This window comes from Gracilibacillus dipsosauri, assembly GCF_003176895.1.
Taxonomy (GTDB): Bacteria; Bacillota; Bacilli; order Bacillales; family Amphibacillaceae; genus Gracilibacillus; species Gracilibacillus dipsosauri.
This window is the reverse complement of record NZ_QGTD01000005.1, coordinates 159,368-171,478: the sequence shown is the minus strand read 5'-3', so window position 1 is coordinate 171,478 and position 12,111 is coordinate 159,368. Positions and strand designations below refer to the sequence as shown.

The window sequence follows — 12,111 nt, the reverse complement described above, 5'->3', positions numbered from 1 at the left end:
CATCCTTCCAAATACATAGTAAGTAAAACTAATAGTAAAATTTAACTTGACTTATTTTACTTGATATTTTATGCTAATTGCAATGAATTGTCTAGTTGTTTATGAATCCGATTTCAAATAGGAGGTATGACAAATGGATTTAAAGAAAACCAAATTTCAGTATCAAGCACCTAGAAATGGTTATCCGGAATGGAACAATAACCCAGAAATTTTTGAACTAAATCGTATGCCACAACATGCACTTGCTACACCATTTTTAACAGAGTCGGAAGCTCTAAGCCTTGATCAAGAAAAATCAGACTTATTCAAGAATCTAAATGGGGAATGGTCCTTTCATTTCTCCAAAAATCCTGATGCTAAAATTGCCAATTTTTATCGAGAGGATTTTGATAGTTCAGGTTGGGATAAAATAAAGGTTCCAGCACATTGGCAGCTAGAAGGATATGATTATCCACAATATTCCAATGTCCGCTATCCATGGATCAATCATGATGAAATTGAGGCGCCCTTTGCTCCAACTAATTATAACCCAGTAGGGCAATATGTTACTACCTTTACCTTACCAAATAATTGGGAAAATAAACCAGTCATCATCAACTTTCAAGGAGTAGAATCTGCTTTTTATGTATGGTTAAATGGTGAATTAGTAGGTTATAGTGAGGATACCTTTACACCTGCTGAATTTAATCTTACTCCATATTTGAAGCATGGAAAGAATAAACTAGCAGTGGAAGTTTATCGTTGGTCAGATGCCAGTTGGTTAGAGGATCAGGATTTTTGGCGGTTGAGTGGTATATTCCGTGACGTATTTCTATATGCTTTGCCCAATCTACATCTATATGATCACCGTGTTCGAACGACTTTTGATAAAAATTATGAAAACGCATCACTGGAAATAACAGCAGATGTAATTAATTACTTTAAAAAAGAATATGTCGATGCCAAGCTAGAATGGGAGCTGTTGGATGATCAAAACCATCAAGTAGCTACCCAAACGGCAACCCTACCAATAAACGAAAAAGAACATGTCTCCATTTCTTCAAGTAATGAAATTAAACAGCCAAAAAAATGGAGCGCAGAAACTCCTCATTTATATACATTAGTGTTCCGTTTAAAGGATGACAAAGATCAGTTGTTAGAGGTTTTTGCTACTAAAATTGGATTCCGTCAGTTTGAAATGATCGACAATATTATGCATATTAATGGGAAGCGTATTGTTTTTAAAGGCGTCAATCGACATGAATTCACCGCAGATCGGGGACGAGCAGTAACGGTTCAAGATATGATCGATGATATCATTGTAATGAAAAAATATAATATTAACGCAGTGAGAACTTCCCATTACCCAAATCATCCGAAATGGTATGATTTATGTGATGAATATGGGCTGTATGTTATTGATGAAACCAATTTAGAAACACATGGATCTTGGTATTATGGGCAACAAACGCTTGAGAACACGGTGCCTGGGAGTAGACCAGAATGGACAAATAATTTAATAGATCGCTGTAAGTCGATGTATGAAAGAGATAAAAATCATCCATCAATCATCATTTGGTCACTTGGAAATGAATCGTTTGGTGGAGACAACTTTTTGAAAATGCATCAGTACTTTAAGGAAACAGATCCAACTAGACTTGTCCATTATGAAGGGGTCTTCCATTACCGTGATTCCGAGAAGGCATCTGATATCGAAAGCACAATGTACAGAAGTCCTGCGCAGGTAGAGGAATATGCTAATATGCCTGGAGAAAAGAAGCCTTACATTCTCTGTGAATATACACACTCTATGGGAAACTCTACAGGGAACCTTCACAAGTATACAGAGCTTTTTGATAAATATGACATCGTTCAAGGAGGATTTATTTGGGATTGGAAGGATCAAGCATTGTGGCACCAAACCTCAGATGGCAAAAGCTTTTTAGCATATGGTGGAGATTTTGGGGAATCTCCACATGATGGCAATTTTTCTGGAGATGGCTTAATATTTGCGGACGGGACTGTTTCGCCAAAATTAGAAGAAGTAAAGGCATGCTATCAAAATATCGATTTTGAGGTAATAAATCACAAAAAAGGTACTGTTAAGCTTCACAATAAATACCTTTTTACCAATTTAAATGCATTTAAACTAGTATGGACAGTTGCAGAGGAAGGCTTGACGAAAGCATCAGGAATGGCACCATTAGAGGCAGAACCAGGAAAGACACAAGAGATTTCTTTAGAATATCCTGGTGCACTATTTACAAATGATAAGGAACAGGTGCTAACATTGTCGGTCGTTTATGATAAGACACCAAGCTGGGCTACAGCAGATCATGAAGTAGCATTTACTCAATATGCAGAACCTGCTATTCGTCATAAACCATTTGCTTTAGGGGCATTACAACTACAGGAATTGGAAGATACGTTTAAAATAACAGGAGAAAGTTTTTCACTTACGTTTGATAAGGCAACAGGTGTGCTTAGTTCTTATAGGATAAAGGATAACGAACTTTTAACAGCTGCCCCTATACCTAGTTTTTGGCGAGCGATGACAGACAATGATCGAGGTTGTGAGTTAGATAAACGAAGTGAGATATGGCGAAATGCAAGCTTTTCTCGTAATTTAGCTTCACTTAATGTAACCAATAATGCTGATGGTGTGAGAGTGAAAGCAATCTATCAACTACCTACAAAGCCTATCAGTGTAGTAGAAGTTATTTATGTGGTACGTGCTGATGGAACGGTTGAAGTGGAACAGCAACTACAACCAGGTGAAGGACTTCCAGAGATTCCTGCTATAGGGATGCGATGGGAAATGGATAGGAGCTTTGATCAATTAAGTTGGTATGGAAAGGGTCCTCATGAAACCTATTTGGATCGCCAACTAAGCGGGAAAGTTAGTATATACAAGGGTATTGTTAGTGACCAATTACAGCCATACTTAAAGCCACAAGAAAGTGGGAATAAATGTGGGGTTCGTTGGTTCGAGGTCAAAAACAATGCAGGTCTAGGAGTACGGGTGGAAGGTGAGCCGACGATAGAAGCAAATGCTCTACATTATGCAATAGAGGAATTGGAAGAGGCAAGCCATCACTATAAATTGCCTGAACCAAACAAAGTGGTCGTGACAATTAACGGCTTGCAGATGGGTGTTGGTGGAGATGATAGCTGGGGACAACAAACTCATCCAGAATATCGTTTGTTTGCAAACAGGAATTATCGTTATCGATTTAGCTTTAAAGGAATTTCGAAATAACTTTGTATTAAATTCGAAATAAGCGTATAATAAGGAATAGTATGGCAAACATCGTCCTGAAAATCAACGGGATACCTACTTATTTCACTGTTGTCATGGTGAATATCATGAAAGGGAGTGCCGAATGGCTTATTTTAATAACCAGAAGGAACCTGTCAAAAATGTAGAAACGAATGTGTGGTCCTGTCTGAGTGATGATTGTCAGGGATGGATGCGTGAAAATTATTCCTTTGAACAAGAACCAACATGTCCAATCTGTCATTCAGAAATGAAAAGAGAAGTTCGAGTAATACCAGAATTAAAATAAGTCAAAAACTGTTCTCCATGATATGGAGAGCAGTTTTTTCTTTTCACTATTATACGCGAAGAATACTTTTCGTTTTAAAGGTTAAGACAAAGCTTAATCTTTTATAAAATAGTATCAATTAAAGAAACCGTTTTCTTAATAAAAGCAATTTATTAAGTATTTTAGCAAAAAAAGGATTGATTTTCATCAGATTTAATAATATACTTCTTTTAAGTAAGCGATTTCATCAGGCTGCAGCGAAATATGAAATCTTTTATTTTCATCACGAAGGAAACCGATTTCTTTTTGGGCACGATAGTTTGAATGACTGAAGAAACTAAAAAATGGGGGTTTTTTCACATGAAAAAATGGTTAATGTTAGTGGTGTTTTCTTTGATTTTCGTAGGACTAGTCGCATGTAGTAATAATGACGAGAGCGCTGGATCTGACAGTGATGGTGGAAGTGACGATACAGTAGAACTAGATTTTTGGATATTTGGAAGTACTGGGTATGATCAGCTAGTAGAGGAGTATATGAAAGACAACCCGAATGTGAAGATCAACATAAACGAGGGCGAAATGAATGATATGCATAATAACTTATTTACATCTATCTCTGCTGGAAGCGGGGCGCCCGATATTGCACAGATTGAAATTAGTCAAGTCGAAAAATTCCTAGAAGCACAGGATCAATTTTATAACTTAGTTGATTATGGTGCAGAAGATGTTTCTAGTAATTTCTTAGATTGGAAATGGGCACAGGCACAATCTGCGGATGGATCGTTCCAAATTGGGTTACCTACAGATATCGGACCTACAACCATGTTCTATCGTACGGATGTTATGGAAGAAGCGGGATTATCTACTGATCGGGAAGAGGTTGCCGCTCAAATCGATTCATGGGAAGCCTATTATGAAACAGCAAAAACGATAAAAGACAAGACAGGAAAACCAATATCTGACTCACCTCAGCTTGTGTTTAATTCATTAAGGGACCAGTTGGAACAGCAATATTTTAATGAAGAGGACGAATTAATTATTGAGGATACAGTAAAAGAAGCATATGATTATACGACTAAGATGATTGAGGAAGGTCTTGTTGGCAAAAATGAACTCTGGGAACCTGAATGGGGAAGTGCTATGGCAGAAGGTTCGTATGCGACAATGCCAGGAGCTCCAGGTTGGATGGTTGCTAATGTGAAAGCAAATGCACCAGATACAAGTGGAAAGTGGGATATTGCAAAAATCCCAGAAGGTGCTGGTAACTGGGGAGGTTCTTTTCTAACTATTCCGAAGCAATCAGAGTATCCTGAAGAGGCATTTGAATTCATTTCATGGTTAACAGCACCTGAACAACAATTAAAATCCTTTGAAATTGCTGGACTTTTCCCATCTACTCCAGATGTATATGAGAATGAAGATTTTCTAGCAACGACTGATGAATTCTTTAATAATGCACCAACTGCTAAGATCTTCGCAGAGGCTGCTCAGTCTGTAAAAACAGTATACATGGGTGTGAATTATTCCATTGTAGATACCGAATTGGGTACAGCGCTCTTGAATGTAGCGATAGAAGGTGCAGATCCTGAAAAAGAATGGGATGCAGCGGTTGAGAGAATCAATTCCCAATTAGAGAGACAATAATTTAGAGAATGGGACCTAACATAGAAAGTCTATCGTAGGTCCCAAATCTTAGCAAGAAGGGAAAGGAGTATGGAAATGGGGCAAACCAATGCCAAAACTGACATAATCCCAAAAAAATCATTTTTTACAGAAAAGAAAAAAGAAGCGATTTCTGGTTATTTATATATTTCTCCGTTTTTCATTCTGTTTGCAATCTTTGGTTTATTTCCGATTTTGTTTAGCTTTTATCTAGGTTTTCAAAAATGGAATGGACTAGGGGAAATGGAATTTGTTGGACTTCAAAATTTTCAATGGATTTTAACAGATAAAGTGTTTTGGGTTTCTTTATCTAACACACTTATAATGTGGATTCTCGGAACCATTCCTCAGTTAATTATCGGGATAATTCTAGCATATGCACTTAATTCTGCCTTAATAAAAATGCAAGGCTTTTTCCGTGTATCTGTTTTTATGCCATACGTTACTTCGACAGTGGCTGTTGCCATTGTTTTTGGCGTCATGTTCAATAGTCAAGAGTTCGGTTTGATGAACGTCATTCTTAGCTGGTTTGGTCAAGACCCTGTTAGTTGGTCCACTTCATGGTGGGGTGTCAAAATAGCTATTTCTTCTATGGTTTTCTGGCGCTGGGTCGGCTATAACACTATTATTTATTTAGCTGGATTACAGGCGATTCCACATGAATTATACGAAGCGGCTCAAATCGATGGAGCTACCGTTCGGCAAAAAATTCAATATATTACCATCCCAATGCTGCGTCCGATTATTATTTTAACTGTTTTTACATCTACTATAGGTGCACTTCAATTATTTACAGAACCATTAATCTTCTTAGGTCGAACTTATCGAGAGGAAGGTATTTCTGTAGTGCTCTATTTATATAGAGAAGCATTTGCTAATCTTTCATTTGGACCAGCATCAGCAGCGGCGATTATTTTATTTATTATTATCATTCTCCTATCCTCTGTAAATGTATGGATAGCGAATCGATTAGGGCGATAAGGAGGTATGTGAACATGAAGGGATCACATAAGTTTTCATTTTCAAAGCTATTTGTTTATTTAATACTCATTCTTGCTGCTTTTTTCTCTATTTTTCCTTTTTACTGGATGTTTGTTATGGCGACGAATAATAACAGTGCGATCAATAGTCTGCCTCCTGCATATATTCCAGGAAAAGAATTGGTAACCAATTTCACCAATGTGATCAATACGATTGATTTCTTTGGCGCAATGTGGAACTCCGTTATTGTATCCACTATCACAACGATCGGTGTTTTATTTTTATGTTCGTTAGCGGGATTTGCTTTTGCCAAATTCCATTTCAAAGGAAAAAATATTTTGTTTATTGCGATACTCGTCACAATGATGATACCACCACAGCTTGGATTGATCCCACAGTATTATATTATTACACAACTAGACTGGTTAAATGATTTGAAAGCTATTATTGTACCAGGTCTTATTGATGCTTTCGGTATCTTTTGGATGAGGCAATATATAAGTAGTAATGTTCCGGATGAGCTAGTTGATGCAGCAAAGATCGACGGTTGCTCCAATATAAGAATTTATTGGAATATTGCAGTTCCTGTTATCATCCCAGCCTTTGCTACATTAGCGATTATCAAGTTTATGTATATTTGGAATGATTTCTTGTGGCCATTAGTTGTTCTAAGAGAGGAATCCTCTTTTACCATTCAAGTGGCATTACGTGGATTAATCGATAACTATGTACGTGACAATGGTATGATTTTATCAGGGACTTTTTGGGCGACGGTACCGTTAATTATTGTCTTTTTATTACTGAATCGTTTGTTTATCCAAAGTCTAACGGAAGGTGCAGTTAAAAGCTAACCGAACGAAATAAAAGAGCAAGAGGGAGGGGAGCATGTGAGGGATAAAGGTAATGTATTTTTTAAGGTGTTAGATATTTTTGCAAACTTTGTTTTGCTTAATTTGCTTTGGATGGTCAGCTGTCTTTTTATTGTAACCATATTTCCTGCTACAACTGCATTGTTTGCAACCGTAAGGAAGTGGCATAAAGAAGGAACAGACTTTGGCGTTATTTCCACTTATTATCGTTATTTTATCGAAAACTTTAGGAAGAGCTTTTTAATCGGGTTAATGTGGAAAATTGCAATGGTCTTTTTAGTCATGGATGGTATGATATTATCTCATGTACAGTTCATAGGTAAATGGGTTATTTTAAGCTTGTACACCTTCCTGTTAATTCTCTTTCTCTTTTTAACCATTTATCTATTCTTTGTACTTGTTCACTATGAACTTGGAGTGTTTGCTATAATCAAAAACGCCCTGTTCTTATCAATTAGCTGTCTGCCACATACATTAGCCTGTATTGGCTGTGTCGTAGTAACCTTTTTATTCACTTATATCATGCCATTCTTCCTGCTTGTTATTGGTAGTTTTTTGGCATTTGTTCTATATTATATATTCCAAAGCTTGCTAAGAAAACTTGAGCAGCTTACTAAGAATTCTCAGCAAACATCCGAAATTCTGACTTGATATACTTGACATATGAATCGCTAGAAACTAAAAATAGATTATAATAAATAAAAGTAGATGATAGAGATTAGACAGACGTTTAGAGGGAGAAAAGATGAAGCTAACTATACGAGAGATCGCCAAAATGGCTGGGGTATCGCCTGGTACTGTTTCCAAGGTGATGAATCAGACAGGCAGTTTAAGCCCCAAAACTATTCAAAAAGTAAAGCAGGTAATCGAAGAAACCGGTTACCAGCCTAGTTTCTCTGCTAAGGCATTAGCAACGAAAAAATCCAATATGATTGGATTAATTTATGCTGGAGAAGTAAATGTAGAGTTCAACCACCCTTTTTTTAATCAAGTGATTAATTCATTCAAAAACGCGGTAGGTAAACTTGGCTATGACATTTTAGTTTTTTCTAATCAATCCTTTAATATTGGAAAAGAAGATTATGTTGCCAGAAGTAAGCATTATCAACTGGATGGTTGTCTTATTATTGCGGGAGAACAGATAGAGGATGATATTTATGAATTAGACCAAAGTGATATACCAACCGTGGCAGTGGATTTAAAGCTTTCAGGAGATCGCTCTAGCTATGTCATGACAGATAATGAAAAAATTTCAAGACAAGTAGTGGAGTATTTTTATCTTAAAGGAATACGTAGTATTGCTTTTCTAGGTGGGAATCGAGATTCTAATATAACGATAGTTCGAAGAGATGCATTTATTCGAGCGATGAATGACTATGGGATGGATTATCGCGAAGAATGGGTCAAATACGGGAATTATTTTGAAGAAAGTGGCTATGAAAACATGCTTCAACTATTACAAAAGGAAGAACAGCCAGAGGCGGTTTTTGCTGCTTCAGATATGATGGCACTAGGTGCGATAAAGGCGATAAAGGAAAAAGGGCTTTCCATCCCGGAACAGATGAAAATAGTTGGCTGTGATGACATAGAAGCGTGCCGTTATAGTGACCCTCCTCTTGCTACTGTTAGGCAGGATCAAGTGAAGATTGGATTATTAACAGCACATATATTGCATGATTTAATAAATGATAGACAAGTACAGAATTCGGTATTTGTTGATCCAGAATTAATTATACGAAAATCAGGAGAAGTATAGAGTAAAAACCTATTTCACAAATTTGTTTAAATATGTTTACTATTTGTCCAAACGGTTATACTGTAAACAAAATCTAAACATTTCTTGTGAAGTAGGTGATGGAATGAACCAGTCGGAATCAAGATTTTTTCACATGTTACATGTTTTTGCAGCATTTTTGACTTTGCAGTTTTTATGGTTCTTCTTTTCTTTAGGAGTGATTACAGTCATTCCTGCAACTATTTCCATGTACGCGATTGTTGTAGAGTGGACGAAGAAAGGTATTGATCTTAATATCTGGAAGAGTTTCTTTGAAACATTTAAATTTTATTTCAGGCGAACGATTCTTCCAAGCACTAATTTGTCTTTTGTCCTAATGTTGCTCTATATGTATCCTACTTTATGGTCAGATATGATTTTAAAGATGCCTCAGACAATGAGTTGGCTTGTGTTATTTGCTACAAGTCTAATCCTACTTACCGTTTTATCTATACTGCCACTAATTGTTACCTCTCATTTACGGGGGAGAAAACTCTGGAAGAATGCATGGATTACATCCATCTCCATCCTTCCGCAAGTTTCGTTTATAGGAATCGTTGGAGGTATGATTATTTTTGGATCATTGCTTTTTCCAATTATCTTATTTACATGCTCTGGTCTTTTTGCTTTTATGCATATGCGTATATGGCAAAAATCACTTAAAAAACTACCATCTGACTTTCTGGATCAATGCTTGTTAAAATATAATTACCGCTAGTGTAACCTCGGAATTCTTTCGAGGTTTTTTTCAATTCAACTGTGTGATAAATTGCTTGAGGTGTTTTACATAGGTCAATGCTTTTGTGGTGTCACTATGGACACATATTGTATCTGCTTGGATAGGTATTTTTTGACCATCTATTGATGTTACGTGTCCTGTTTTCATCATTTCCTCTACCTGTTGCATCGAGCGGTCGAGATCATGGATCACAGCATTTTCTGATGTTCTGTCTGTAAGCGTACCATTTGATTGATAGGTGCGATCGGCAAAAACTTCATGTGCAACCTTCAAACCAATCTGTTCTCCAGCTCTCGTTATAAAGCTATTAGCCAATCCGTAGAGGATCAAGCTCTTGTCGAAATCATAAACCGCTTGAGCAATAGCTAATGCAATTTCTTTGTCAGAGCTGGCTATGTTATAAAGTGCGCCATGTGGCTTTACATGATGGAGAGTTACATCCTCAACCTTCGTAAATCCATATAGGGCACCAATTTGGTACAACACAAGATCATATACTTCCTCAGAAGAAAGATTAATCCTTCTGCGACCAAAGCCTTGAATGTCTTGAAAACCTGGGTGTGCCCCTATATGTACATTGTGCTGTTTCGCTAATTGAATCGTTTGTTTCATTGTATGTGGGTCTCCTGCATGGAAACCACAAGCAATATTTATGGCATCAACAAACGGCAAAATTTCTTGATCATTTCCAATTGAAAATATACCAAAGCTTTCTCCTAGATCACAGTTTAATTCAGGCTTAATCATGGTCTCATCCCTCCCACTTTTGTTTAAGTGTATGGCTTAGTTTGGTTAAAAGTTGTTTTTGGGTAGCCAGTGCTTTATAGGCATTTGATATAGTGCATCTCTCAAACATAAATCGCTTAGTTGGTAGTAATTGGCTAAGCTTTGGTAAATCGGCTAGTATAACTTGGCCAATTTTTGGGTATCCCCCAGTAGGTTGACTATCAGCCATTAGAATGATTGGTTGACCATCTGGTGGTACTTGAATAGAGCCAAAGCTAGTCGGTTCTGTTAATAATTGTTGGGTTCTTGTTGTCTCAATCTCATCCCCCATTAGCCGGTACCCCATGCGATTAGATCTTGTCGAGATAGACCACTCCGTAATATCGAGTTGGTTTTGTTTAAACCAATCTGCCTGTGGCCCTTCGATATAATGTATAACCTCAGTAGATGAATATATCTCAAAAGTATTTGGATTCATCGACCAGTTTAGCTTGATATTTGGAGTAGTAATAGAGTTGATCGGAATTTGATCACCAACTTGTAATTTTCGGCTGAGAAGCCCTGTTCCCTCCGTACGAACGAGCATACTCCTGCTACCTAATTTTTTGGAAATGGCTAATCCCCCTTTAATCGCAAGGTAGGTATACAGACCATTTCGCGCAGTACGAAATTGCAGGATGTCCCCACTTCTTATGATAATCGGACGATATAATGAAATTTGTTTCCCATTAAGACGTGGTACCATATCTGCACCAGTAATCGAAATAATGGCATCCTTTGTCCACTCAATGGTTGGACCGACAAAACTCATTTCGACAACGGCAGTGTTCTCCTTATTGCCGACAAGATAATTCGCTAGTTTCATTGAAAATGAATCCATTGGTCCACTGATAGGAAACCCGGAGGATCGATATCCTATTCTACCTAAATCTTGAATACTTGTGTGTAAGCCTTCCTCAATCACTCTCATTTTGATCGCTTCCCCCCACTCCATTCCAAGTATTGTTGTTTAGAAATTGCATAAAATCTTAGCTGATCACCGGCACGCAATAAGGTTGGTTGCTCGTTCGAAAGGTCAACGAGTTCTATCGGTGTTCTACCAATGATTTGCCAGCCTCCAGGGGAAGAACTAGGATAAATCCCTGTTTGTCCACCCGCGATACCGATGGCCCCTTTTGGAATATTCATTCTTGGGCGAGTTTTTCTAGGTGTAGCGATACTTAGGTCCATCCCTCCTAGAAATGGAAATCCTGGAGAGAATCCGATGAAATGGACGAGATAGGTATTATCCGTGTGACGTTTAATCACATCCTGTTTGGTTAGTCCATTTGTTGTAGCGACATACGAAAGGTCCGGTGAAAAGCTATCCTCATAGCAAACAGGTATTTGATGAATAGTAGAAGGTTGAGAATTTATCATAGAGCTGGTTTGATCGATGCAGTGAGATAGAATCCTTTTGATTTCGCGATGAGATGTTTGAAATGGATCAAAGTAGATGACGAGAGTTGTATATCCGATCACGGTTTCAATAATAGCGGGATTTTGCAAACGATCGATCGATTTCTGAATATGTCGTAGTTTTTGGTGTAGTGCTGTATTTACTTTATCACCGAGCTGTAACATCAAGGCGTTTTCTGCAAGCGTAAAAAATTGCATATTGATCCCTCCAATTATATTTTATCATGAGGAGAAGCTTCGGTAAAAAACAACAACCTTTGATAAAAAGAATGGAATTTCCCAGAAAAATTAATAGTAAAATATAACTACAAATGATAAGATAGTCTTATTATAAATTCAAATTTATAATCACGATGTGAATCAATGGACTTAATCGAA

The 12,111-nt window shown here is 37.3% G+C and carries 11 protein-coding genes; 8 read left to right on the top strand and 3 right to left on the bottom strand.

All coding sequences use genetic code 11. The features are described from left to right. Positions 1 to 133 precede the first annotated feature (133 nt). From lacZ to DLJ74_RS04895, 8 genes are all read left to right on the top strand, one after another. A complete protein-coding gene (gene lacZ, locus DLJ74_RS04930) occupies positions 134 to 3,238 on the top strand; it encodes a beta-galactosidase, LacZ type (protein ID WP_109983578.1) in 3,105 nt (1,034 codons plus the stop codon). A 124-nt stretch (positions 3,239 to 3,362) separates the two neighbouring features. Continuing rightward, positions 3,363 to 3,545, top strand: a complete 183-nt coding sequence (locus tag DLJ74_RS04925; protein WP_054787101.1) for a cold-shock protein — start codon at positions 3,363 to 3,365, stop codon at positions 3,543 to 3,545. A 339-nt stretch (positions 3,546 to 3,884) separates the two neighbouring features. Then, entirely contained in the window at positions 3,885 to 5,168 is a 1,284-nt protein-coding gene (locus tag DLJ74_RS04920; protein WP_109983577.1) for an ABC transporter substrate-binding protein, read from the top strand. Positions 5,169 to 5,237: 69 nt separating this feature from the next. Next, positions 5,238 to 6,167: a carbohydrate ABC transporter permease gene (locus DLJ74_RS04915; protein WP_109983576.1), complete on the top strand. Its 930-nt coding sequence runs from the start codon at positions 5,238 to 5,240 to the stop codon at positions 6,165 to 6,167. Between the two features lie 14 nt (positions 6,168 to 6,181). Next, positions 6,182 to 7,018 carry a carbohydrate ABC transporter permease gene (locus DLJ74_RS04910; RefSeq protein WP_109983575.1) on the top strand — a complete coding sequence of 279 codons (837 nt, stop codon included), beginning with the start codon at positions 6,182 to 6,184 and terminating at the stop codon, positions 7,016 to 7,018. A gap of 36 nt (positions 7,019 to 7,054) precedes the next feature. Beyond that, positions 7,055 to 7,687 (top strand): YesL family protein, encoded by a 633-nt coding sequence (locus DLJ74_RS04905; protein WP_054859861.1) that lies wholly within the window; start codon positions 7,055 to 7,057, stop codon positions 7,685 to 7,687. 94 nt (positions 7,688 to 7,781) lie between these two features. Then, on the top strand, positions 7,782 to 8,792 hold the full coding sequence (locus DLJ74_RS04900) for a LacI family DNA-binding transcriptional regulator (RefSeq protein ID WP_109983574.1): 1,011 nt from the start codon (positions 7,782 to 7,784) through the stop codon (positions 8,790 to 8,792). Positions 8,793 to 8,895: 103 nt separating this feature from the next. Next, complete coding sequence (locus DLJ74_RS04895; protein WP_109983573.1) at positions 8,896 to 9,528, top strand: DUF624 domain-containing protein; 633 nt, start codon at positions 8,896 to 8,898, stop codon at positions 9,526 to 9,528. A 30-nt stretch (positions 9,529 to 9,558) separates the two neighbouring features. On the opposite strand, the gene DLJ74_RS04890 is transcribed toward DLJ74_RS04895, so the two are convergent. The 3 genes from DLJ74_RS04890 to pxpB are packed head-to-tail and all read right to left on the bottom strand — an operon-like array spanning position 9,559 to position 11,931. Then, positions 9,559 to 10,296 (bottom strand): 5-oxoprolinase subunit PxpA, encoded by a 738-nt coding sequence (locus tag DLJ74_RS04890; RefSeq protein ID WP_054859863.1) that lies wholly within the window; start codon positions 10,294 to 10,296, stop codon positions 9,559 to 9,561. A gap of 4 nt (positions 10,297 to 10,300) precedes the next feature. Further along, positions 10,301 to 11,245 carry a 5-oxoprolinase subunit C family protein gene (locus DLJ74_RS04885; RefSeq protein ID WP_245902256.1) on the bottom strand — a complete coding sequence of 315 codons (945 nt, stop codon included), beginning with the start codon at positions 11,243 to 11,245 and terminating at the stop codon, positions 10,301 to 10,303. Continuing rightward, positions 11,242 to 11,931, bottom strand: a complete 690-nt coding sequence (pxpB, locus tag DLJ74_RS04880; protein ID WP_109983572.1) for a 5-oxoprolinase subunit PxpB — start codon at positions 11,929 to 11,931, stop codon at positions 11,242 to 11,244. The genes DLJ74_RS04885 and pxpB overlap by 4 nt, the downstream gene beginning before the upstream one ends. Between the last annotated feature and the right edge of the window lie 180 nt (positions 11,932 to 12,111).

Coding starts and splice junctions, on each gene's coding strand:
- DLJ74_RS04910 (WP_109983575.1), top strand. CDS start 6,182: ATGAAGGGATCACATAAGTTTTCATTTTCAAAGCTATTTGTTTATTTA.
- pxpB (WP_109983572.1), bottom strand. CDS start 11,931: ATGCAATTTTTTACGCTTGCAGAAAACGCCTTGATGTTACAGCTCGGT.
- lacZ (WP_109983578.1), top strand. CDS start 134: ATGGATTTAAAGAAAACCAAATTTCAGTATCAAGCACCTAGAAATGGT.
- DLJ74_RS04900 (WP_109983574.1), top strand. CDS start 7,782: ATGAAGCTAACTATACGAGAGATCGCCAAAATGGCTGGGGTATCGCCT.
- DLJ74_RS04895 (WP_109983573.1), top strand. CDS start 8,896: ATGAACCAGTCGGAATCAAGATTTTTTCACATGTTACATGTTTTTGCA.
- DLJ74_RS04885 (WP_245902256.1), bottom strand. CDS start 11,245: ATGAGAGTGATTGAGGAAGGCTTACACACAAGTATTCAAGATTTAGGT.
- DLJ74_RS04890 (WP_054859863.1), bottom strand. CDS start 10,296: ATGATTAAGCCTGAATTAAACTGTGATCTAGGAGAAAGCTTTGGTATA.
- DLJ74_RS04920 (WP_109983577.1), top strand. CDS start 3,885: ATGAAAAAATGGTTAATGTTAGTGGTGTTTTCTTTGATTTTCGTAGGA.
- DLJ74_RS04925 (WP_054787101.1), top strand. CDS start 3,363: ATGGCTTATTTTAATAACCAGAAGGAACCTGTCAAAAATGTAGAAACG.
- DLJ74_RS04915 (WP_109983576.1), top strand. CDS start 5,238: ATGGAAATGGGGCAAACCAATGCCAAAACTGACATAATCCCAAAAAAA.